This window comes from Dactylosporangium sp. CA-233914 (genome assembly GCF_050942935.1).
Lineage (GTDB): Bacteria > Actinomycetota > Actinomycetes > Mycobacteriales > Micromonosporaceae > Dactylosporangium.
The window spans coordinates 9941841-9965287 of the sequence record NZ_CP192030.1; the positions used below are offsets into that span (position 1 = coordinate 9941841).

Below are 23447 nucleotides of genomic sequence, written 5' to 3' on the forward strand. Positions count from 1 at the left end.
GTTGCCGCCCCGCGGGTCGATCCGGACAGATCAGCTCTCGCCTGCGGTACGTCTGGGCGAGAAGGAGAACCCATATGCCCTCGCGAACCAGGACCCCGCGCCCGACCGCCGCCGCACCGACGGATGAGCAGCTGCTGGGGTTCTACCGGCAGATGGTGCTGATTCGCCGCTTCGAGGAGCGCGCGGCCCGCGCCTACACCGAGGCGAAGGTCGGAGGCTACTGCCATCTGAACCTCGGCGAGGAGGCCACCGTCGCCGGCCTCATGGCGGCGCTCGATGCGAATGACTATGTGTTCACGAACTATCGGGAGCACGGCTACGCGATCGCCCGCGGGATCGATCCGGCGCGGGTGATGGCCGAGCTGTATGGCCGCACCGATGGGGTTTCCCGCGGGTGGGGCGGGTCGATGCACATGTTCGATATCGCGTCCCGGTTCATGGGCGGTTACGGGATCGTCGGTGGTCAGGTGCCGCTGGCGACCGGTGCGGCGCTGGCGATCGACTACCGCGGCGGCCCCGGGGCAGTCGTGTGCCTGATGGGTGATGGGACGACGAACATCGGCGCGTTCCATGAGTCGTTGAACATCGCGGCCCTGTGGGGACTGCCGATCGTGTACGTGGTGGTCAACAACGGGCTCGGGATGGGCACCACCGTCGAGCGGTCCTCGGCTGAACCGGAGTTGCACAAGCGCGCCGCGTCGTACCGGATGGCCTCGGCCCGGGTGGATGGCAACGACCCCGCCGCGGTGCACGAAGCCGCCCAGATCGCGCTGGCCAGTGCACGAGATGGCAAGCCGTACCTGCTGGAGACCGTGTCGGGCCGGCTCAGGGGACACTCGGTCGTCGACCCGGCCCGCTACCGCAGCCGCGAGGAAGCCCAGGCGCTGAAGGCGGCCGACCCGGTCGCGGCATACGCCGTGCGCCTGCACGAGCAGGGGCTGCCCACCGACGAGCTCATCGCCCGGATCGACGCCGAGGCGATGGCCCGGGTCGCGGCCGCGGTCGAGTTCGCCGATGCGAGCCCGCACCCGGATGTGGCGACCCTGTTCGACTACACCTACGCCACGCCGGTCCCGAACGACTCGCGCCGCCTGCCCGGAGATGCTTTGTTCCCCGCACCGCCGAGACCGACCACTGTGGAGTTCCCGGGAGTGTCGGCATGAGTGTGATCAGCTACCGCCAGGCCCTCCACGACGCACTGCGCAGCGAGATGCTACGTGACGAGGACGTGTTCCTGATCGGCGAGGAGATCGGGCTGTTCGAGGGCTCCTACAAGATCACCGCGGGCATGCTCGCCGAGTTCGGTCCCAAGCGGGTCCGGGACACCCCGATCGCCGAGGAGGGCTTCACCGGTGCCGCGATCGGCGCGGCGATGCTCGGACTGCGGCCGGTCGTGGAGATCATGACGATCAACTTCTCCCTGCTCGCGCTCGACCAGATCGTCAACCACGCCGCGAAGATCTACGGCATGTTCGGCGGCCAGGCGCGAGTGCCGCTGGTGATCCGCACCCCCGGCGGTGGCGGGCAGCAGCTCGGCGCCACCCACTCGCAGAACATCGAGCTCTACTACGCGTTCGTGCCCGGCATGAAGGTCGTCGCCCCGTCCAGCCCGGCCGACGCGAAGGCGCTCATGCTCGCCGCGATCCGCGACGACGACCCGGTGCTCGTGCTGGAGAACCTCGCGCTCTACAACACCATCGGCGAGGTCCCCGACCACGACGAGCCCGCCGAGATCGGCAAGGCCGCCATCACCCGTCACGGCGCCGACGTCACCGTCGTGGCCTACTCGCGTATGGCCGCTGTCGCCCTCCAGGTCGCCGAACACCTCGAAGGCGAGAATATCGACGTCGAGGTCGTCGACCTGCGCAGCCTGCGCCCCCTCGACCGCGACACGATCATCGCCTCGGTCAAGAAGACCAGCTGCGCGGTCGTGCTCGAAGACGACTGGCTCACCTACGGGATCGGCGCCGAGATCGCCGCGACCATCTCCGACGGTGCGTTCGACTGGCTCGACGCCCCCGTCCGGCGCGTCGCCATGGCCGAAGTCCCCCTCCCGTACGCCAAATCCCTGGAAACCGCCGCACTGCCCTCGGCCGACGACGCGATCACCGCCATCCGCGAAACCCTCGACGCCGTCACCCGGCGCCGCCCGATCTGACAAGCCCCAGAAGGACACGATCATGATCGAAATCCTCATGCCACGCCTGTCCGACACCATGACCGAAGGCGCCATCGCCGCCTGGCACAAGCAGCCCGGCGACCCCGTCGCTCCCGGCGACGTCCTCGTCGAGATCGAGACCGACAAAGCCGTCATGGAACAGGAAGCCTACGAAGCCGGCACCCTGGCCGAAATCCTCGTCCCCACCGGCGAGAACGTCCCCATCGGCGCACCCATCGCCCGCCTCGACACCGCAACCGGCACCCCGGCCGCCAGGGCGCCGAGTTCCAGCGTGCGGCCGCAGCGCCGGGCCGCGACGCCGCTCGTGCGCAAGCTCGCCCGGGAACGCGGCATCGACCTCGCGGCGGTCCCCGGGACCGGGCCCGGCGGACGCATCATCCGCGCCGACCTCGATGCCCACCGTGCCGAGTCCACGAACAAGGCGCCGACGGTACCTCGCGCCGCGCCCACGCCTGCGCGGGCCGATTCGGACCCGCGTGAGCCGCAGCCGACGCCGTTCGACGCGATCCGTCACGCCGTCGCCGCGCGGCTGACCGAAAGCGGCACCACCATCCCGACCTTCACCGCGACCGCGTCCGCGGACGTCGAAGACCTCCTGGCCCTGCGCGCCCAGATCAACCACGTCCATTCCGGCACGGGTACGAAGGTGAGCGTCAACGACCTCCTCGTCCGCGCGGTCGGGCTCGCCCTGCGTGCCCACCCCGGCGTGAACGCCTCCTACGCCCCCGACGGGCGCGGGCAGACCCTCATCCACCAGCGCATCCACGTCGGCATCGCCGTCGCCTCCCCAGCCGGACTCGTCGTCCCCGTCGTCCGGGACGCCGACCGCGCCGCCGTCACGGCGATCTCCGCCACCACGCGAAACCTCGTCAGCAAGGCCTCGGACCGGAGACTGACGACCGAGGAAATGAGCGGCGGCACGTTCACGATCAGCAACCTCGGCATGTACGGCATCGAGCACTTCACCGCGATCGTCAACCCGCCCCAGGGTGCGATCCTCGCCGTCGGCGCCGCGAGGGAAGAACTGTCTCTGGAAGGAGAGACCGTCACGGCACGCAAGCGCATGCGGTACACGCTCACCGCCGACCACCGCATCATCGACGGCGCACTCGCCGCCCAATTCCTCGCCACCCTCACCGACCTGCTCGAACACCCTCTGCGGATCGTCGCCTGACGGGCCCGCATCCCGTCTCGGATCACCGCTCGGACGTAAGGCGCCCAAGGAGTTCGACAAGGCGGGCGAGGTCGTCGGTCGACCAGTCCCGCGTGCGGGCGTAGAACTCCTTGCCGCGCTCCTCGAGCGTCGCCGCGACCCGTTCCCGGCCTTCCGCGCTCAGTTGGACGATGATGCTGCGCCTGTCGTCCGGCGCCGGTGAGGCGTCCAGCAGGCCGAGTGATCGCATCTTGCCGATCAGGGTGCTGGTGGAGCTGCGGTCCATGCCGACCGCCTCGGCGACCTCACTGGGCCGTGCGGGTCCGAAGGCGTAGAGCCACCGCGCGATGTGGAATGCGGCTGGTTGCAGATGCGAGTGGAAGTGCGCGGCGCTGCGCTCACTCAGCGCCCGGGTCGCGCTGACGAGGGCGTTGATCTGCTCACCGAGGGCCAGCTCGAGTTCGAGCCGACTCTCGCCCCCACCCGAAGTAGTTTGCATATCTCCACCATACGCGAGTACAGTAGTGGGTATATACAAACTACTTTGCGCGGCGCTGCCCGTGGCTACGGATTTTGCTCGGAGACGTGAACACCGCAGGTTGCCGCTGCCGGCGGTGACCCTCGGGGCGCTGAGGCCGGGATTGGCCACGACGATCTGGGCTCACGCTGGTCGGGCTCGGCCTGTTGGTCACCGCGACCGTCAACGCGACCGTTGGCAACGCCTCGGCCGCCCTCGCCGACCCTGCGGCCGGCGCCAAGCACACCTTCGTCACCGAACAGCCTCCGTCCCCGCGACCCTTGGACAGGACCGTCATGGAATCCACGATCGTCATTACCGGCGCCACCAACGGACTCGGCCGCCTCGCCGCCGTCGCCCTCGCCCAGCAGGGCGCCCGCATCGTGATCACCGCCCGCAGCCGGGACAAGGCCGAGCAGACTCGCCAGGGGATCGGCGCCGATCGCGTCGACGTGTTCCTCGGCGACTTCACCCAGCTCGACGACGTCCGGCGCATCGGCCACGAGATCGCCGACCGCTATGATCACATCGACGTGCTCGTCAACAACGCCGGCATCCACGCCTTCCAGCCGCGCACCACCCCGGACGGCTACCCGGAGATGGTCGCCGTCAACTACCTCGCCCCCTGGCTGCTCACCCGGGCGCTGCTGCCCGCCCTGCACCGGGCCCCTGCCGCCAGGATCGTCAACGTCGCCTCCGAAGCCTCCCGCCGCCACGGAACCCTCCACATCCCAGAGGATCTCACCGAGACGATCCCGTTCACCGCACGCGGATCATCCGAGCATTACGGCAAGACGAAACTGCTCGACATCATGTTCACGATGGAACTCGCCCGTCGACTGGCCGGCACCACCATCACCGCGAACTGCCTCAACCCCGGATTCAACACCACCGGCCTCGGCCGCGAACTGCGCTTCGCCGGCGTCCTCGAGAAAGTTCTCACCCGACTCGGGATCGGCGACCCCGTCCGGGGCGCTGGCCTCATCGTCGCCCTCGCCACCGACCCCGGCTTCACCGGACGCTCCGGCGGCTACTACACCATCCGCGGAACCCGCCAGATCCAGCCCACCCCACCCGGGAACGACCCCAACCTACAGGCCAGACTCTGGCACGAAACCCAGCAGCTCCTCGAACCTGAAGCAAGGTAACCTCGGCGGCGATGCGCTCACGGCACACCGACCGCGGCGTCATGACTGTGCGCCGGAACCCGCGTTTGGCAGATGCCTTCCCGGAGCTCGCCGCGGACATTGTCCGCCTGCTGCGTAGACGTCATCTGGCTGAGCCTGGATCCGTCCGCGACGGCCGTCATTGACATCGAGGTCCTCGATGGCCGCGACCTTGGCCCAGCGGCGCATCAATCCGGGTGACGCTGGCCGTTTCGTCACCGGCTTGGCGGCGCGTCGCCGCACCAGCGCCCGGCCGCGCTTACCGGAACACCCTCACCCGCCGTGGGATGCGTAGACGTACGCGCGGACAGCCGATGTGCCCGGGATGTGCTGCGCGAGAACGGACATGCCGTACCTCTGCTCATTTCTGACGGAGAACTTCTGGAACGGCTGGTCGGCGCCCAGATCCCACCCGACGGCCCGGACCGGCTTGCCGTCCATCCAGTCGTTTCGGCGGGGCAGCGGCTTCTCCGCCGAAACCCCGCCGAGGCGCGACTGCTGCGCAAGGGTCACCAGGTGGTTGACGGCCAGGAAGTCGTTGACGCAATCCTCCGGCGCCTCCAACTGCAGGAGAATCGTGTAGTAGTACCCGAACCCGTTGTCGAACAGCCCGTAGCGAAGGCCGTTCCCGGCACAGGACGGCAGCGTCATCGCGGCACGCTGCAGCGCCTCGTCGAGCGATACCTCCGTCACCGACACCGGATACGCCCGCGGATCACGGGCCTTGCCGTCGTGAGCGAGCTGGCGTACCACGAAGGCCGCGACGACGATCCGGTCTATCCGGTCTATCCGGCGGGTCACCACGTTTCCTCCACGCCCCCACTACCGCGAGTTCACGGGCGGTACCATACCCGGCCGCCTCGGCCGGGTTCCCGCAACGAGACCCCGCGCGCAGGCTCTCGTTCGCGCCGAAATTCCACGCCTTGTAGGCCGTCATCGCATCGCTGCCGTGGGCGGCCAGCGCACCCGTCCACCGCCTCCCGATCCACTACCCGCTCTGTAACTGTGGCGTAGCCGAAAGTATCGCGAGGCGCCATCAGCGCGCGACCCCGCACCGAAACACTGTGGCGCGTGAAGAGACCAGAGCTCGTTCGGGGTTCACTGACCATCGCCGTAGCGGTGGCCCTCATCCTCACCGTGACGACCGCCTCGGCCGCCGCCGACCCGGTCGGCGACGTGGTCGGCGTCGGCGACAACACCACCCAGGACGTCATGAACGGCATCGGCGACGCCATCGGCCTCGGCATCGTCGGCTCCTACAACGCCACCAACCCGGCCAGCGGCGCCGTCCGCGACGCGATCAGCCCGAAGGCCGGCTGCACCATGACGCGGCCGAACACCATCGGCGACGGCATCACCGCGCTGCGCCAGTCGTCCGGCGACTCGGGCGTCATCGCGTTCCCCGACCAGACAGACCTGCCCGAGCCCGGCTGCGTCGACTTCGCCCGGGCGTCGATCCTGCCCAGCGGCAACCAGTCCAACACCGGCAAGTACGTCTTCATCCCGTTCGCCGAGGACGGCGTCACCTTCGCCAGCCAGCACTACGGCGACGCCACCGCCGACAACTACAACCACCTCACCTACGACGCGGCCAACGCCTACTCCGGCCCGGGCCAGCTGCAGCGCCTGTACCGCGACGGCCTGCCGGTGACCGTCGGCGGCACCACCTACGACCCGCAGTGCAACGCCACCCCGTGCGCCGGCGGCGCGACGCCGATCCACCTGTACCTCCCGGCGCCGCAGGCCTCCTACACCTTCAGCATCCGCGGCCACTGGATGACCGCCATGGGCATGAGCGGCACCCTCCCCACGTGGGTGCACGACCGCGCCTGGACCGCAACCACCTACGGCGGCACGCCCGTCCAGGAGAACGACGGCACGGTCCTGCAGAACGACACCTACGGCATCGTCCCGTTCTCGATCGGCAGCTGGGCCGGCCAGCGCAACGGCCACAACGACCGGCGCCACGGCGCCCACCTGCACAGCTACGTCAACATCGCCGTCACGCCGAACGCGACCGCCAACCCGCTCACCGGCAACCTCCCCACGGTCGAGACGGGCACCCTCAACCTCTCGTTCCCGGCCCTGCGCCACCTGGTCTACAACGTCGTCGAGTGGGCGCGGGTCACGTCGGGCAACGCCAAGTACGACGCTCAGCTCTACTCGGTCTTCGGCCCCGGGCAGGGCGTGTGCGGCAAGTCGGCGGTCATCCTGAACCACGGCTTCGCGACGGTCAGACCCGCGGTCTGGGGCTACAGCTGCGGCTCGATCACCGACAGCATGCGGGCGTCCTTCCCGTAGGTAGCCGTCGCCTCGATGCGGGCGAGCCGGGTCACGGGGATCTCCCGCGATCCGGCTCGCCTCATGCCGAGGCCAGCGTCTCGAGCGCGGCGCGCAGCAGCGACGCCTATCGGTCCGAGGTCCTGGGGGCAGCTGTCGTCTGGCGTTGCACGAAAGCCGGGAACGGAGTTACGACGTCTCGGGCCGGCGCCCCTCCCAAGTAGTCGAGCAGCACGCCCGCGGCGATTTCTCCGACCCTCTGCACGTCCTGCGCGATCACCGACAGAGACGGATCCGAGAGTTGGCATAGGGGGGAGTCGTCCCATGCGACCAGCGACAACTCTCCCGGGATCCGCACTCCGAGCTTGGTCAGTGCCGTTAACGCTCCAAGCGCCATGAGGTCGTTGTCGAAGACGATCGCGGTCGGAGGATCGTCGGACGAGATGATGTGCCGGGCGGCCATCTCGCCGGCGCGTTGGGAGTAGTCCCCCTCCCGCTCCGACCAGCTGATGCCCCGGCTCTCGCACTCCCGCTGAAATGCGGCCGAGCGAGTCTTGGTGTGCAGAAGCGTCCTCGGGCCACTGACTCGGGCGATCGATCGGTGGCCTCGAGCCGCGATGGATTCGACGGCAAGGGCGATTGCGAAGTCGTCGTCGTACCAGAGCGTCGGACATCCTTCGCCAACCGAAGGGTTGCCGAGAACGAGTGTCGGTGTGCCGAGTTCTCGCAGGGTTGCCGGTCGTTGATCGTTGACCATCAGATCGACGAGCATGACAGCGTCGACGGATCTCTCTGTCGACCACCTTCGGTACACGTCGAGCTCTTGCTCAAGGTCGTCGACGACGTGGACCACAAAAGTGGCGCCCGCGGCGATCAGCACGTTCTCCATGCCGGCGATGAGCTCATAGAAGTACGGCTCAGACCCAAGCCGGCCCGTCGGCCGCACAAGGACCATCCCGACGATCGTGCGACTGGTCATGGGCGCCTCGCCTCGAGAGGTTTGACGGACAACGCGTCTTGAAGCGCGAGGGCGGAAGCGCCGATCGCGACCGCGCCGCGCACGTCGGTAGCGAGCGCGACCTTCACTTCGTGGGTGTCGCGGGCAAAGGCACGACGCGACAGAGTCGAGTTGAGCGATTGGATGTACGCCGAGCCGGCGATTGCGAAACACGGTCCCGCAAGCACGATCCGATCCACGTCACTGATGTTGGCCAACGTGACGACCGCATCTGCGAGAGCCTCGGCAGAGTAGCGGACGACCGCCTCGGCTCGCGGGTCCCCGTGCATCGCCTTCCGCGCGAGTTCATCGAACTGCCGGAGATCGGTAGCGCCAGGAACCGTGACTTCGGAAGAGATCCCCGCATCGGCAGCCGCGCGCAGGGTCGCTTCCACGCCGGCGTACAGGTCGACACAGCCGCGATTGCCGCACCAGCAGGCCGGACCATTCCGATCCACGGTGACGTGTCCCAGGGCCCCCGCGGTCGGGCGACTCCCTCGCAGCGGCATGCCTTCATACAAAATCGCCGACTCGATCGAGGGGCCCATATAGACGCAGGCGAACGTGCCGCGCTGACCTGGCTCGGCCACCCAGTGCTCACCGATTGCCGCGGCCGTCGCGTCATTGTCGATGACGACCCGCAGACCGGTGAGATCGCTGAGCGTGGTGATGAACTCGGCGAGCGGTGGACGCCCCTGAGCCGCGGGGGACTCGGTCGACGCCACGACGACGCCCATACCGACGAGGGTCGACCGGGCGACTCCGAGGCGTCGCAGGAGCGCATCGATTTCGCGGGCGATCTCCTCGGCGTCCTGCGGGCCCAGCGCAAGCGGGGGCGTTCGCTGCCGCCCGACGAGAGCCCCGGCCATGTCGGTGACCACGTACGTGACGCCGTGTGACTCGATGTGCACTCCCGCCGCGTGTACGGATGCTGCGGCTATCTCGAGGAGCGTGCGAGGCTTGCCACCGGTCGAAGCGGCCTGACCGGACTCGAGCACGAACCCGTGCCCCAGCAGATCGCGGACGATGTTGGTGATCGAGGCGGCCGCGAGCCCCGTGAGGGCGGACAGCTCGACTCTACTGATCGGGCCGGCCTGCCGAATGAGACCCAAAAGCCGACGGTGACTGGGCGTGCTCAGAGGATCAATCGTCTTCATCCTGCTCCCTACGACCGGCTTGACTCCCCTGCCGGGCCAGCTCATACTAGCGGCACTTACTTAGTTCACTGGATGAAGTTAGGGAGTGACATGCATCATAGAGGATGGATGCTCGGAGGGCTTGCCTCGATATCGGCCGCGACGCTGGTCCTCGCTGGGTGCTCCGGCAACTCCAGCAACTCGGCGATCCCCACCACGGACACGGGCGACTGCTCCACCATCACGGTCCTCACCAACCGGACGGATCAGGTCGACACGAACCTGGCCGCGGAGGCGAAGGTCTTCGAGAAGGCCAATCCGAAGGTCAAGGTCAAGATCCAGGGCATCGCCGACTACGCCAACGACGTCCGTACGCGACTGAACTCGAAGAACTACGGCGACGTTCTGAACATCCCGCAGTCGATCACGCCGTCGCAGTTCCCAGCCTTCTTCACGCCGCTCGGGTCCGAGGCATCGCTGAGCAGCAAGTACCACTTCACCGGCAACGGCTCCTATGAGGGGCAGGTCTACGGCATCTCGTTCGCGGGCCTCGCCGGTGGCCTCCTGATCAACACCGAGGTCATGAAGAAGGCCGGCATCACCGAGCCGCCCAAGACGCCCGCGGAATTCATGAGCGCGCTCCAGGCGATCAAGGCGAAGACGGACGCGGTCCCGCTCTACACCAACTACCACGACGGCTGGCCGCTTCAGGGCTGGGTCATGTTCGACGGCCTGATCAAGGGAGCCGACACCTACATCGACCGGACCAAGAGCAAGTCGCTCTACGAGAACGGCTCCGAGCTGAACGTCGCCGGCTCGATCCTGTTCGATGCCGTGCACGATGGGCTGACGGAGGCCGACCCCGCGACGACGGACTGGCCGACGTCCCTCACGATGCTCGCCAGCGGGAAGATCGCAGTGATCCCGCTCGCGCAGTTCGCGGTGCCTCAGGCTCAGCAGGCCGCCACGACCGCCGGCCTACCGGCCTCCGATATCGGTTTCTGGCCGCTGCCCATCCAGAAGGACGGCAAGTACCAGGCGCAGATCGTCGGTGACTACCAAGTCGCGATCAACAAGCACTCGAAGTGTCAGGCGACCGCCCGCAAGTGGGTCGACTTCTACCTGGACGAGTCCGGATTCGCGAACGCGATCGGAGAGATTCCGCCGCTCAAGACGGCGAAGGCCCCAGCGATCCTCGATGAGTACACCAAGCTCGGCGTCCAGTACGTCGAGATCGCCCCGTCGGAGAAGTATCAGCAGCTCTCGAAGGCCGCGGGCCTGCAGTTCCTCGCCGACCCGACGATCTTGCAGAAGCTCATCGACGTGGCGCGCGGCGCAGCGTCGGGGACCAAACAGAGTTACTTCGAAAGCCTCGACGCGAGGTGGGCGCAGGCCGTCGCGACCAACGGCTGATCAGCAACGCACGCACACCGCGACACCATCACCTCCGCCGACCTGCCCGGCACCATCGGCCGCGCCGCCAGGACCCACCTCCACGCCGCCCGTCGCCGCCGCGCCAAGGCCCACACCCCACGATCCAGACCTACACCCCGCCACCATCTTCAACAACCCCTCGCCGGCCGCCAGCCCCGCCAAACGCAACGGCGTTGATGCACACCGCGGCCGGACCCCCCGGGTCCGGCCGCGGCCACGAAGGGACCACCAGTGCCAGTACCAAGAGGACGACGTATCAGGCAGGCCGTCGTGCCGTGGCTCTATCTCCTGATACCTCTCGCCTTCCTCATCGTCTTCACCTACGTGCCGCTGGGGAACCTGCTGTACTACAGCGTCACGTCGTGGGACGGCCTCGACCCCGACAAACCATTCGTCGGCCTGGCGAACTACGTCGAGATCTTCACCCAGCCGCAGCTCTTCGAAGTGTTCGGCGTCAGCCTCTACTACTTGGCGGCCACAGTGGCGCAGGTGTTCCTCGCGCTGCTGTTCGCAACGCTGCTCAGCTTCAACCTCCGGCTGCGGAACCTCTTCAAGGCGATTCTGTTCTTCCCCAACCTCATCAATGGCGTCGCGATCGCCTTCGCCTTCCTCTTCTTCTTCCGGCCCGGCGGAACTCTGGACATCACGCTGCAGTTCCTGGGCCTCGGCGGGCTGTCGAAGCAGTGGCTCGGCGATCCCGCCGTCGTCAACTGGTCCCTCGCCGGCGTTCAGGTGTGGCGGTACGTCGGACTCGGAACCATCCTCTTCATCGGCGCCATCCAAGCCATTGACTCCCAGATCTTCGAGGCCGCGGAACTCGACGGCGCCAACGCTTGGCACCGATTCCGCTACATCATCGTGCCCGGCGTGCGACGGATCACCGGGTTGGTTGCGATCCTGTCGATCTCCGCGAGCCTGTCGGTGTTCGAGATCCCATGGATCATGCTCGGCGGAGCGAACGGCACCTCGACGTTCGTCATTCAGGCCTACCGGACGGCGTTCGTCGACGGAAAGGTCGGTCTCGCCTCGGCGTTGGCCGTCGTGCTCCTGCTCATCGTCGTCGCGATCGCCCTGATCCAGCGCCGGCTCTTCAAGGACGAGGTGGATCTCGTATGACGCGCGTCGTCGTGACCGTTCTGAAGTACGTCGGCCTGGTCATTGCGTCGGTGTTGATCCTGCTGCCGCTGGTCACACTGCTCTTCGCAGCGTTCAAGACGAAGGCCGAGTACAGCACCACCTCGGCGTTCACGCCGCCGCGCGACTGGTTCAACTTCCAGAACTTCCGGATCGCGTTCGTCGAGGGCCAGATGCTCTCGGGCATCCTCAACACCGGAATCATCATGCTCGTGTCGCTGGCCGGCACCACGTTCCTCGGGACGTTCGTTGCCTACGCGGTGGACCGGTTCGCGCTGCGCGGCCGCCGGATCGTCCTGGGCGGATTCCTGCTGGCCGCGCTCATCCCCAGTGTGACCACCCAGGTCGCGACGTTCCAGATCATCAACGCTCTGGGGATCTTCGACACCCGGGGGGCGGCGATCCTGCTCTTCATCGGGACGGACGTCGTCGCGGTGTACATCTTCCTGCAGTTCATGGCGGCGATCCCGAAGACCCTCGACGAGGCCGCGCGCGTCGACGGAGCCGGGCACTTCCGCATCTACTGGCGGATCATCCTGCCGCTGCTTCGGCCGGCCATCGCAACCACGCTGATCATCAAGGGGATAGCCATCTACAACGAGTTCTACATCCCGTTCCTCTACATGCCGTCGCCGGAGCTGTCGACCATTTCGACATCGCTGTACCACTTCAAGGGGCCGTTCGGCGCCGACTGGCAGATCATCGCCGCCGGGACGATCATCGTGATCCTGCCCTCGCTGATGCTCTTTGCCGCCCTGCAGCGGTTCATCTACCGCGGTCTCACTGCTGGAGCCGTCCGATGAGCGCGGTGCGGAGCGTCCGGCTCGACACGTGGACCGTCCGAGCGGTGGGAGGTCCGTATCCGCAAAGCCTGGCGCACGTCACTGTGCCGGCCACCGTCCCGGGCTCTGTCCACACAGATCTCATGGCAGCGGGGCTGTTGGCGGACCCGTATCTTGACGAGAACGAGAAGCAGCAGTCCTGGGTCGGCCTCACCGACTGGGTCTACGATGCTCGATTCGACTGGCAGCCCGGCGCCGATCGCGCCGAGCTGGTGTTCGAGGGCCTCGACACGATTGCGACGGTCCTCGTCAACGGCGTCGTCGTGGCGCAGACCCGGAACATGCACCGCCGATACCGGATTGACGTGTCCGCCGTGGTACGCCCCGGCCCGAACGACCTCCAGGTGAGATTCGCGGCACCGATTCCCGCTGCCGACCTCGCGAGTGTCGAACTGGGGTATCGCCCTCACGTCAATCACCATCCGTACAACGCCATCCGCAAGATGGCGTGCAGCTTCGGCTGGGACTGGGGCCCCGACCTCGCGACCTCCGGCATGTGGAAGCCGGCCTCTCTGCAGACCTGGTCGACAGCGCGCATCGTAACCTCGCGTCCGGTCGCGGCGCTCGAGGGTTCGACAGGGGTCGTTGACCTCGTTGTCGAGGTGGACCGGGCCGACGCGAACGCGGAGCTGGAGGTTCTCGTCTCTTCGGGCATGGCGACCGCGACCGCGATCGTGGCCTCCGGCTCGTCGAGGGCCGTGCTCCGGCTGGAGATCCCCGCGGTCGCTCGTTGGTGGCCGGCCGGTCTGGGTGATCAGACGCTCTACGACATCGTCGTCTCGCTTCGCGTCGCGGGGGACGAGATCGACAGCCGTACCCATCGAGTTGGATTCCGCTCGGTGCGGCTCGAACAGGATGAGGACGACTTCGGACGCTCGTTCCGGATCCTGGTCAACGAGACTCCAATCAGCGTCAGGGGAGCCAACTGGATTCCGGACGACGCGTTCCCGCACCGCGTCGACCGTGAGCGTTACCGGCACCGGCTCGAGCAGGCGCTGTTCGGAAGGATCAACCTGCTGCGCGTCTGGGGTGGCGGCATCTACGAGAGCGAGGACTTTTATGACCTCTGCGACGAGATGGGCATCCTGACCTGGCAGGACTTCCTCACCACCTGTGCTGCGTACGCCGAGGACGAGCTCTGGTCGGAGTTCGAGGCAGAGGCCCGCGACAACGTCACGCGTCTTGCGCCGCACCCCTCTCTCATCATGCTCAACGGGACCAACGAGAGCATCTGGGGTCACGAGGACTGGAGGTGGAAACCGCGGCTGGACGGACGCACCTGGGGGTATCGTCTGTACCACGAGCTGTTTCCGCAGATCGTCGCTGAGCTGGCTCCTCACGTTCTCTACACGCCAGGGAGCCCGTTCTCGCCCGACGGCAGCGCCCATCCGAATGATCCGGCTCAGGGCACGGTGCACGTCTGGGACGTCTGGAACGAGCTCGACTACACCGCCTACCGCAGCAAGACGGCTCGGTTCGTGTCGGAGTTCGGCTGGCAGGCGCCGCCCACGATGTCGACGCTGACCGAGTCGATCCACGACAGACCCCTCACGCCCGAGTCCCCGGGCATGCTCCTGCATCAGAAGGCGCTGGACGGCAACGTCAAGCTCATCGACGGGCTCGCCCCGCACCTGCGAGTACCGGATGAGATCGGCGACTGGCACTGGGCAACCTCGCTCAATCAGGCGGCGGCCATCACCGTCGGCATCGAGCGGTTCCGCGCGCTGCCGGAGTGCGCCGGCACGGTGGTCTGGCAGCTCAACGACTGCTGGCCCGTAACCTCATGGGCCGCGGTGGACGGCTACGGCCGGCCGAAACCGCTGCTGTACGCGATGCGCCATGCGCACGCCAACCGCCTCCTGACCTTCCAGGGGGCGGGCGAGCTGCACCTGGTGGCGGTCAATGACACGAGCACACCGTGGAACGAAACCGTCACGCTGTCCAGGCGTCGGTTCGATGGCGAGGAGCTCGCCTCGGCCGTTGTCGAGCTCTCCGTGGCCGCGTTCTCGAAGCTGTGGGTACCCCTGGACGAAGAGGTTGCCGTTGCCGAGGATTCGGCCGGCGAGTACGTGCGCGCGCGGAGCGAGGAGGGCACGGCGCGCTGGTTCTTCGCCGAGTACCGCGACTCAGACCTCCGAGCCGGGACGCTCAAGACGGAGATGCAGCGCGTAGGGGACCGCTATCGGCTCACCCTTCGATCCGAGCACCTCGTCCGTGATGTCTGCCTTCTTGTGGATCAGGTGGATCCGGACGCGGTCGCGAGCGACATGCTCGTGACACTCGATCCCGGCGCCTCGGCGACAATCGAGTTCACCTCGGCGAGAGACATCTCGTACGAGCAGCTGACCGCGTCTTCGGTGCTGCGTAGCGCCAACGACCTGGTCGATCGCTCGTGAGCGGGCGACGTGACGAAGGAGCGAACGTGACCCTCCCTGTTCTGGCGGCCGACTACGACCGCTCGGCGATCTCGGTTGGGATCGCGCACATCGGTGTCGGCAACTTCCACCGGTCACATCAGGCGATGTACCTCGACCGGCTGCTTCGTCAAGGCCGAGCGCTCGACTGGGGCATCTGCGGCATAGGGCTGCTCCCAGCGGATGCGCGAATGCGCGACGCCTTGCGGTCGCAGGACTTCCGCTACACCTTGGTCGAGCAGAGCGCTGAGGGGTCTTCGTCGGCGACCGAGATCGGCTCCATTGTCGACTATCTGTTCGCCCCTGAGCAGCTCGATGCAGTACTGAAGCTGCTCGCAACGCCGTCGACGCGGATCGTCTCCCTGACGATCACGGAAGGCGGCTACAACATCAGTGACTCGACGGGCGAGTTCGATGCGCAAAACCCCGAGATCATCGCGGATATCGCTCCGGGTGCACGGCCGGCGACGGTCTTCGGCATCATCGTCGCCGGTCTCCGGCTGCGTCGCGAACGCGGTATCGAGCCGTTCACGGTGATGTCGTGCGACAACATCGAAGGCAACGGCGATGTCACGCGTGGGAGCATCGTCGCCTTCGCCCGTCTCCTCGACCCCGACCTCGCGGAGTGGATTGAGCGCACGGTGCGCTTCCCCAACAGCATGGTGGACCGGATCACCCCCGTCACGACTCCCGAAGACCGCAATATGGTCGCCGAGCGTTTCGGGGTTCGCGACGCGTGGCCAGTGATCTGCGAAGACTTCGTCCAATGGGCGCTGGAGGACGACTTCTCGCAAGGCCGCCCGCCGTGGGAGGCGGTCGGAGTACAGATGGTCGAGGATGTGCGCCCGTACGAGCTCATGAAGTTGCGGCTCCTCAATGCCAGTCATCAGGCAATGGCCTATTTCGGGCTGCTCGCCGGGTACCGTCTCGTCCACGAGGCGGCCGTCGATCCGCTCATCGTGGAGTTCCTGCGCCGATACATGGACGAGGAAGCGACTCCAACCCTGGCGCCCGTGCCGGGTGTGGATCTCGACCGGTACAAGGAGACTCTGCTCGAGCGCTTCGCGAACGCAGCAGTAGGTGACACCTTGGCGCGTCTCGCGACTGACGGGTCTGACCGTATCCCGAAGTGGCTGGTTCCGGTCATCCGCGAGCGTCGCGATGCGGGACTCCCTGCCCCGCTGAGCGCCGCGGTGGTCGCCAGCTGGGCGCGCTACATCGAGCGGCACGTCGCCGGCGACGATCTTCCGTTCCGAGATCGCCAGGAACCCGCCGCCGTCGCCGCGCTCGAGCGTCAGCGGGCTGACCGTGCCGGGTTTCTCCGCAACGCCGACTGGTTCGGCCGCTTGGCGCAAGACGCCGAGTTCGTCAGGGATTTCTCGGCGACCTACGACGCTGCGGAGCAGGGACGCGAGCTGCTGGCGGGCGCTCTTGCACGCTGAGGCCAAATGCGTTCTCGCGGTCGACCTGGGCGGTACGAAGGTCGAGGCGGCGCTCGTGTCGTCGGACGGAACCCTGGTGCCCGGCACGCGCTTTCGCGAGCCGACTGGTATCGGACGGGGCTCGATCGAACTCGCGGGGTCGGTGGACGCTGTCACGAAACGAGCGCTCGCCGCACTGCCTGATGGCGCCCAGCTCATCGGCGCGGGCATCGGGTCGGCCGGCCCGGTGACGCTGCCTGATGGAACCGTCTCCCCGCTGAACCTGACGGCGTGGCGGGGCTACCCGCTGCGTGCGCAGATCGAGGCGTTGGTCCCGGACGTACCCGTGACGCTGCGGGGAGACGGTCTCTGCATCACGCTGGCCGAGCACTGGATCGGTGCGGCGCGGGGTAGCGACAATGTCCTGGGCATGATCGTCTCGACCGGTGTCGGGGGTGGCCTCATCCTCGGCGGCCGTGCGGTGCCCGGTCCAACCGGCAACGCGGGCCATATCGGTCACATTGAGGTCGCGGGGTTCGACGATCCCTGTCCATGCGGCGGCCAGGGGTGCCTGGAAACCATCGCCTCAGGCCCGGGCAGCGTGCGCTGGGCCCGCGAGCGCGGGTTCACCGGCGAGACCGGAGAGGAACTGGCATCGGCGTATGCGGACGGCAACGCCGTCGCCATGCAAGCTGTGCATCGCGCTGGCCGCGCCATCGGGCAGGCGATCGCGTCCGCGTCGTCCCTCGTTGATCTTGACGTCGTTGTGATCGGGGGCGGGTTCTCTCATGTGGCGCCGGACCTGTTCGACGTCATCCGGGAGTCGGTCGCGTCACGCGCCGCATTCGAGTACGTCCGCCGAGTCAAGATCGTCGCCGCCGGAACCTCCACCGAAGGACCGCTTGTCGGAGCCGCCGCCTTGCGACATCGCCCGCACGTGATCGACGAGCAGGGTCAACCCCAGAGCCGGCGGGCGCAGCGGCTTGAGCGGAATGAACCAGCACCAGCACGAAAGGAAGTACGCAGTTGACCCAGGGATTTGTCACCACGGAAGGGGCGGACATTGTCTTCGATGCGGAGGGGGCAGGTCCGCTCCTGCTCCTGATCAGCGGGGGCGGTGGAGACGCTGCTCGCTACAAAGGCGTCTCGTCGCTGCTCTCGGACAAGTTCACGGTGGTTCGCTACGACCGGCGCGGCAACCATCGCAGCGGCGGCGATCGCCATGCCGACCTCGACGTCGCCCAGCAGGCACGCGATGCCGCAGCAATCATCCGGCACGTCGGTCAGCAAGCGCTGGTCTTCGGCAACAGTGGCGGAGCGATCATCGCTTTGCAGCTGGCGGTCACCGATCCGCAGCTGGTAAGGGCAGTGGTGGCACACGAGCCGCCGCTGCTTTCGATCCTCCCCGATGCCGCGCAGTGGTTCGCCTACCAGGAGCGCATCTACGACATCTTCGAGGCCGAGGGCCCGCTTCAGGCCATGCACGTGTTCACGAGCGACATCGTCGGGGCCGTTCCGGTCGATCCCTCGACGGATGCCGGCGATTACTCCGGGAAGCCGGCCGACGACTGGGAATTCTTCATGCGCCACGAGTTTCTCCAGTTCACCCGACCCGAGCCCGACGTCGATGCGCTCGCGAGTTCCCCGTTGCGGATCGCGCTTGCGGTCGGCCTGGAGAGCGGAGACGTGTACTACACCCGCACCGCACGCGTCCTCGCGGAGAAGGCGACTCTGCCCGTTTTCGAGATGCCGGGAAATCACACGCCCCACAACCTGCCCGCCATGCATGCCGCCGCTCTACGAGCCGTGATGAAGCTGTTCGTGTAGTCCCTATCGTCCCTGGTGAGCGGCCCGTTCCGGGCTGGAAATGGGGTCCGGTCGCGCCCGGCGGGGTCGCGGCGGGGTTCGTACCTTCTCGCGATGCCCCGGTCGCCGACCGGGCTGGGCGTGACCGGGTGGTCGTGGAGGCAACCGCCAGCTGGCTGTCTTTGCGCCTATGACACCGTGCATGGCCAGGCGTTGATCGACCGGGAGTTGTACGCGCCCAAGTCATGGACCGATGACCGGCCGACTACGAGTTCGCCACCAGGCCGATGCTCGCCGCTCGGATGCTGGGCCGGGCGCCGGACGCCGGCACACCAGCCGCGTGAGTGACCGCGGACGAGGCGTGCCCGCCGCCGGTTCTTGGAACGGCGCGGGATCGGCTTCACCAGCCCACCGAGCGCGCCACCAACATGCCCGGCACGATCGACTGCCGCGGACCGCACCGCTGAGTCCCGGCCAGGAATCACACGAACGGGCCCATCGCCGCCACACCGACAGCAGGACACCCCGCCGGTCAGCCAGCCGCGGCACACGCACCGCCCGCGGCTGGCTGACCGGCCAACGGCGCCGGCGGCGCCACCACGCCCGGATGAACCACCGCCACTGGCCGCACTCCCAGACCGGCCTCGAACACATCAGCGATCACCGGCATCCGAGCGCCGCCACCGTCACACACCACCCGGGCCACTCAGCCGACACATCCGCTGCCGCGCTGCCTGCACCGCAGCAGTCCGCAACACCTTCACGTCCAGCACCAACGTGGCATCGCCGTCGGCCGGCCGCCAACGAGATGGACGACGAGGCAGCACTTACCCTCCCGCGGCAGAGACCTGGACCGCATTGGCGGCGTCCCGCTTGCTGCCCGGGGGCCTTGTGGTGCTTGTTAACGAGTGTTCTACTTAACCAGAACAATCCCGAGTGGATGGAGAGGACTCGTGCGGTGATCAACTTCCATGTCGACCGGTCCAGCAGCGTCCCCGCGTACGCCCAGCTGGTGCGGCAGGTGCGCGAAGGGCTGCGGATCGGAACGCTGCAACCCGGGGACCAGCTCCCCACCGTGCGCAGCGTGGTGACCTCGTGCACGATCAACCCGACCACGGTGCTGAAGGCCTACCGGGAACTGGAGCTGTCCGGCCTGGTCGAGGCGCGGCAGGGGGCGGGCACCTTCGTCAGCGGCACGCTCGGCCACGCGGATCCCCATGTCATGGCCCGCCTGCGCAGCAGCCTGGCCCGATGGCTCGACCAGGCCCGCGAGGCCGGTCTGGAGGACGAGGACGTCCAGGCGCTGCTCGCCTCGGTGATCGTGGAGAACTCGGGGCGCCGGACGCGGGCCGGCAGCGACCAGCCGCAGGGGAAACCGGCGCCGGGCGCCGCGTCGAGGCGCGAGGAAGGCGCCGCATGAGCGGTACGGAGCGAAGCGGAGTGGCCGCTCACAGGGACTCAGGGGTTTCAGGCCTGTCCCGCAGCGCAGCGGAGGGGCTGGCATGAGCGAGCAGTCCATCGCCGTGGAAGCCCGCGACGTGAGCAAGCGCTACCGCGACGTATGGGCGCTGCGGGAGTGCAGTTTCCAGGTGCCCGCCAACCGCATCATCGCGCTCGTCGGCGCCAACGGCGCGGGCAAGTCGACCCTGATGAGCATCATCAGCGGCATGCTGGCGGCCACCTCCGGCTCGCTGCTGGTCAACGGCCGCCCGGTGGTGAAGGGCCGGACCGGGACCGCCGACGCCGGGAGCCGGGTCGCGATCCTGGCCCAGGACAAACCCCTCTACCGGGACTTCAGCGTGGCCGACATGCTCCGCTTCGGACGGGCCACCAACCGGGTGTGGGACCAACGACGGGCACTGTCCTGGCTGGAACGCTTCGACATCCCCCTGGACCGCCGCTGCGGCAAGCTGTCCGGCGGACAACGGGCACAGGTCGCGCTCGCGGTCGCCCTGGGATCCCGCCCCGCCCTGCTGCTGCTCGACGAACCACTGTCCAACCTCGACCCGGTGGCCCGCACCGACGTCACCGGCGAGCTGATGGCCGAGGCTGCCGACAGCGACATGACGGTGATGCTGTCGACCCATATCGTGGCCGAACTCAGCGGCGTCGGCGACCACCTGCTGCTGCTCGACACAGGCCGGCCACTGCTCACCGGCGACGTCGAGGAGCTGCTCGACAGCCACCTGCGGCTCACCGGACCCCGCGCGGAGCGGCCACCGAGCCCAGGGACGATCGTCCAGGCGCAGCACACCGACCGGCAGTCCACGTTCGTCGTCCGCCGACCCGCCGGACCGGCTGTGCACGCCGTCGTCGCCCCCGGATGGACCACCCAACCCATCACCCTGGACGAGCTGATCCTGACGTACCTCAAGGCATCGGCCAAGACCCACCGGGACCTGGAGGCGGCAGCATGACCCCGATCACCCGACCACGGCTCGCCGCGCACCGCGAGGACGGCACCGAGCTCACCACCACGCCGGACGGGGGCGTCTCCGGTCTGATCTGGCTGACCTGGCGCCAGCACCGCTGGACCGTCCTCGGCACGCTCGTTCTGGCCGCCGTGCTGGTGGGCTGGATGACCTACCTGTCCATGGAGGTGACGGACCTGTGGCACCAGTGCCACAACACGCTGTGCCCGGAAGACTCCCCGCAGGGCCACCGGCTCGGCGGGGCCTCCGGCCTGGCCCTGACCATCGGCTCCCTGTTGCGGCTGGTGCAGTACATGCCGATGCTGATCGGCGTGTTCATCGGCGTCCCGCTGCTGTCCAGGGAACACGAGCAGCGAACCCTGCTGCTGGCCTGGAGCCAGGACATCTCCCCGGTGCGTTGGCTGTGGACCAAGCTGAGCCTGCTCGGCCTGTTCGTGGCAGCCGTCGCCGCGGCCGTCGCCGGCGCGAGCGACCACCTGGAACACGTGGTGTCCAACGTCTCGAAGAACGCAAGCATGTTCGAGTACCACACGTTCGTGAACACCGGGATGCTCCCGCTCGTGATCAGCATCTGCTGGTTCGCGGTCGGCGTCGCACTCGGCGCTGCCATCAAACGCACGCTTCCCGCCGTGTTCGGCGTCGCCGCGGGCTTCATCGGGCTGATGCTGCTCGTGCAGTACCGATACCCCACGCTCATGAAGCCGCTGTCCGCCTGGCGGCAGGTCGGCGCGCCGGACGACGGCCTGCTGGACAAGAACGCCCTCGTCGTCAAGGGCGGCATCATCAACTACGGCGGCGAGCAGCTGTCGGGCGCGTACGACGCCTCCCGGCGTCAGCTCACCGGCGCCGAACTGGAACGCCTCTGCCCGCCCGACAACGGTGCCGGCACGACGTTCTCCTGCTATGTCGACAACCATCTCCAGCAGTACATCGAGTATCAGCCGGGCAGCAGGATCCCCGACTTCCACCTGATCGTCGGCGCCGGCTACCTGGGCCTCACCGCGGTGGCCCTCGCCGCCGTCTGGCTGATCGTTCGCCGCACCAACCTCAGCGCGGGCTGACAGTACGAACCCCCTCGGCGCGGCTAATTAGGCCGGCCGCCGGCCCTTGGCCGAACCCAGCGTCCGGTCAGCGCGCGCCGGTCCAGGCACCAGTGCCGGCCGCCGCGGCGATGGATTCCGCGACGTCGGCATGTCCGTCGGTCAACAGGCCGACGGTGACCCGGATGTGGTTGACGGGTCCCGGCAGGACCCCGAACGGGGAACCCGGAGCGACGCCGATGCCCTGACTGGCCAGGCGCAGCAGAGCCGCGGATTCGTCCCGCACCGGTACCCACACGTTGATCCCGTCGCTGCCACCGACCTCGACGCCGCGTGCGGCGAGTTCGTGAACGAAGGCGGCCCGCCGGCGGGCGTATTCGTCGCGCGCGTGCGCCACGCGCCGGATTGCCCGCTTGTCCCCCAGCAACGTCGCCAAGACGCGCTGCAGCAGCCGGCTGGTCCAGCCCTGGCCGAGCTGGCGACGTCCGACCAGCTTGGTCAACAGGGGCGCCGGGCCGCTGACGGCGGCCAGCCTCAGGTCGGGTCCGTGCGACTTGGAGAAGCTTCGCACATGCAGGGTCTGCTGCGGTATCCAACGACCGAGGCTGATGTCGGCGGTTGCGGCGACAGCGCCGGCCGAGTCGTCCTCGATGACACACGTGCCGACCGTCCGGAGAACGGCGGCCAGGTCGCTGGCACGCCCGGTGGTCAACGACACACCGGTGGGGTTCTGCGCCCGCGGCTGAAGGAAGACGGCTGCGGGTGATACCGCGAGGGCCTGGGTGAGCCCGGCGACGGACATTCCCTCGCCGTCCACGGGCACCCCGACGACTTCGACTCCCGTCGCTTCCAGCAGGTCCAGTAGCGGCGGGAAACAGGGATGTTCGACGACCACCCGGTCACCGAACCGCAACAGGGCGGTCGCGGCGAGGTCGAGCGCGTCCATCGCTCCGTCCACCACGGTGATGCCCTCCGCCTTGTAGGGCCAGTCCGCGTGGAGGAGTTCGACCAGCTCCGGCAGCACCGGATCGTCGAGGTAGCTGCCGGGAAAGGGCGCGGCCCGCAGCTGCGAGAACGCGGTGGAGAGTTCCGGAAGCAGGTCAGGATCCGGCACCCCGGTGGACAGATCGAGGTCAAAGGCGGTGTGTCGTTGCAGCGTGCGGCGGTAACGCGCAGGACCAGGCGCGCGGATGGCGGCGATGGTGGTGCCGCGACGACCATCCGTGTTGATGACCCCCGATCGCGTCAGCAGAGCCCAACCGGCGCTGACCGTGGTCGGCGAGAGCTGCAGCTGGGCCGCCACCGTCCGGATCGGCGGCAGTTTGGTGCCCGGCGCGAGCACCCCGTCGCGCATGGCCCGGGTCACGGCGTCGGCGATACCTCGAGCCGAGGCTTCTTCGAGGCGCTCTTCGATGCTGATCAGCAGCGGCTCCGGCATGTTTGTAACATATCAAACGAGCCTTTGTATCACGCTAGATCACACGTACTGTGACTGG

20 protein-coding genes are annotated in these 23447 nt (G+C 67.8%); 15 read left to right on the plus strand and 5 right to left on the minus strand.

All coding sequences use genetic code 11. The annotated features are described in order from the left end of the window. Window positions 1-74: 74 nt before the first annotated feature. From pdhA to ACQPY0_RS43980, 3 genes are read left to right on the plus strand one after another with little or no spacing between them, the layout of a single operon-like run. Window positions 75-1163 carry a pyruvate dehydrogenase (acetyl-transferring) E1 component subunit alpha gene (pdhA, locus tag ACQPY0_RS43970; RefSeq protein ID WP_432974825.1) on the plus strand — a complete coding sequence of 363 codons (1089 nt, stop codon included), beginning with the start codon at window positions 75-77 and terminating at the stop codon, window positions 1161-1163. Beyond that, window positions 1160-2158: an alpha-ketoacid dehydrogenase subunit beta gene (locus ACQPY0_RS43975; protein WP_432974827.1), complete on the plus strand. Its 999-nt coding sequence runs from the start codon at window positions 1160-1162 to the stop codon at window positions 2156-2158. The genes pdhA and ACQPY0_RS43975 overlap by 4 nt, the downstream gene beginning before the upstream one ends. 22 nt (window positions 2159-2180) lie before the next feature. Then, window positions 2181-3353: a dihydrolipoamide acetyltransferase family protein gene (locus ACQPY0_RS43980; protein ID WP_432974829.1), complete on the plus strand. Its 1173-nt coding sequence runs from the start codon at window positions 2181-2183 to the stop codon at window positions 3351-3353. 22 nt (window positions 3354-3375) lie between these two features. Here ACQPY0_RS43980 and ACQPY0_RS43985 read toward each other — a convergent pair whose 3' ends face one another. Next, on the minus strand, window positions 3376-3831 hold the full coding sequence (locus ACQPY0_RS43985; RefSeq protein WP_432974831.1) for a MarR family winged helix-turn-helix transcriptional regulator: 456 nt from the start codon (window positions 3829-3831) through the stop codon (window positions 3376-3378). Window positions 3832-4016: 185 nt separating this feature from the next. On the opposite strand from ACQPY0_RS43985, the gene ACQPY0_RS43990 reads away from it, so the two are divergent. Next, window positions 4017-4997 (plus strand): SDR family NAD(P)-dependent oxidoreductase, encoded by a 981-nt coding sequence (locus ACQPY0_RS43990; protein ID WP_432974833.1) that lies wholly within the window; start codon window positions 4017-4019, stop codon window positions 4995-4997. 291 nt (window positions 4998-5288) lie between these two features. Here the strand turns inward: ACQPY0_RS43990 and ACQPY0_RS43995 are convergent, their stop codons facing one another. Beyond that, window positions 5289-5816 carry a hypothetical protein gene (locus ACQPY0_RS43995; RefSeq protein WP_432974835.1) on the minus strand — a complete coding sequence of 176 codons (528 nt, stop codon included), beginning with the start codon at window positions 5814-5816 and terminating at the stop codon, window positions 5289-5291. A gap of 270 nt (window positions 5817-6086) precedes the next feature. Here ACQPY0_RS43995 and ACQPY0_RS44000 point away from each other — a divergent pair, with 270 nt between their 5' ends. After that, the gene (locus ACQPY0_RS44000) at window positions 6087-7316 is read left to right on the plus strand and encodes a hypothetical protein (RefSeq protein WP_432974837.1); all 1230 of its coding nucleotides are present in this window, start codon (window positions 6087-6089) and stop codon (window positions 7314-7316) included. Between the two features lie 106 nt (window positions 7317-7422). Here ACQPY0_RS44000 and ACQPY0_RS44005 read toward each other — a convergent pair whose 3' ends face one another. Both ACQPY0_RS44005 and ACQPY0_RS44010 read right to left on the minus strand, forming a co-directional pair. Beyond that, window positions 7423-8274, minus strand: a complete 852-nt coding sequence (locus ACQPY0_RS44005; protein WP_432974839.1) for a LacI family DNA-binding transcriptional regulator — start codon at window positions 8272-8274, stop codon at window positions 7423-7425. Continuing rightward, window positions 8271-9449, minus strand: a complete 1179-nt coding sequence (locus ACQPY0_RS44010; protein ID WP_432974841.1) for an ROK family transcriptional regulator — start codon at window positions 9447-9449, stop codon at window positions 8271-8273. The genes ACQPY0_RS44005 and ACQPY0_RS44010 overlap by 4 nt, the downstream gene beginning before the upstream one ends. A 72-nt stretch (window positions 9450-9521) precedes the next feature. On the opposite strand from ACQPY0_RS44010, the gene ACQPY0_RS44015 reads away from it, so the two are divergent. The 10 genes from ACQPY0_RS44015 to ACQPY0_RS44060 all read left to right on the plus strand — a co-directional run bounded on the left by ACQPY0_RS44015 (window position 9522) and on the right by ACQPY0_RS44060 (window position 21972). Next, window positions 9522-10841, plus strand: a complete 1320-nt coding sequence (locus ACQPY0_RS44015) for an extracellular solute-binding protein (protein WP_432974843.1) — start codon at window positions 9522-9524, stop codon at window positions 10839-10841. Window positions 10842-11132: 291 nt separating this feature from the next. Next, window positions 11133-11978, plus strand: coding sequence for a carbohydrate ABC transporter permease (locus tag ACQPY0_RS44020; RefSeq protein ID WP_432974845.1), 846 nt, complete (start codon window positions 11133-11135; stop codon window positions 11976-11978). Beyond that, entirely contained in the window at window positions 11975-12799 is an 825-nt protein-coding gene (locus ACQPY0_RS44025) for a carbohydrate ABC transporter permease (RefSeq protein ID WP_432974847.1), read from the plus strand. The genes ACQPY0_RS44020 and ACQPY0_RS44025 overlap by 4 nt, the downstream gene beginning before the upstream one ends. Next, window positions 12796-15234 carry a glycosyl hydrolase 2 galactose-binding domain-containing protein gene (locus tag ACQPY0_RS44030; RefSeq protein ID WP_432974849.1) on the plus strand — a complete coding sequence of 813 codons (2439 nt, stop codon included), beginning with the start codon at window positions 12796-12798 and terminating at the stop codon, window positions 15232-15234. Before ACQPY0_RS44025 ends, ACQPY0_RS44030 begins: the two co-directional genes overlap by 4 nt. Window positions 15235-15260: 26 nt before the next feature. Continuing rightward, complete coding sequence (locus ACQPY0_RS44035; protein ID WP_432974851.1) at window positions 15261-16694, plus strand: mannitol dehydrogenase family protein; 1434 nt, start codon at window positions 15261-15263, stop codon at window positions 16692-16694. Further along, entirely contained in the window at window positions 16684-17703 is a 1020-nt protein-coding gene (locus ACQPY0_RS44040; protein ID WP_432974853.1) for an ROK family protein, read from the plus strand. The genes ACQPY0_RS44035 and ACQPY0_RS44040 overlap by 11 nt, the downstream gene beginning before the upstream one ends. Continuing rightward, window positions 17700-18500, plus strand: coding sequence for an alpha/beta fold hydrolase (locus ACQPY0_RS44045; protein ID WP_432974855.1), 801 nt, complete (start codon window positions 17700-17702; stop codon window positions 18498-18500). The genes ACQPY0_RS44040 and ACQPY0_RS44045 overlap by 4 nt, the downstream gene beginning before the upstream one ends. A gap of 937 nt (window positions 18501-19437) precedes the next feature. Further along, entirely contained in the window at window positions 19438-19899 is a 462-nt protein-coding gene (locus tag ACQPY0_RS44050) for a GntR family transcriptional regulator (protein WP_432974857.1), read from the plus strand. Window positions 19900-19981: 82 nt separating this feature from the next. Next, the gene (locus tag ACQPY0_RS44055; RefSeq protein WP_432974859.1) at window positions 19982-20896 is read left to right on the plus strand and encodes an ABC transporter ATP-binding protein; all 915 of its coding nucleotides are present in this window, start codon (window positions 19982-19984) and stop codon (window positions 20894-20896) included. After that, the gene (locus ACQPY0_RS44060; RefSeq protein ID WP_432974861.1) at window positions 20893-21972 is read left to right on the plus strand and encodes an ABC transporter permease; all 1080 of its coding nucleotides are present in this window, start codon (window positions 20893-20895) and stop codon (window positions 21970-21972) included. Before ACQPY0_RS44055 ends, ACQPY0_RS44060 begins: the two co-directional genes overlap by 4 nt. Before the next feature lie 67 nt (window positions 21973-22039). On the opposite strand, the gene ACQPY0_RS44065 is transcribed toward ACQPY0_RS44060, so the two are convergent. Further along, complete coding sequence (locus ACQPY0_RS44065; protein ID WP_432974863.1) at window positions 22040-23389, minus strand: PLP-dependent aminotransferase family protein; 1350 nt, start codon at window positions 23387-23389, stop codon at window positions 22040-22042. Window positions 23390-23447: the final 58 nt, after the last annotated feature.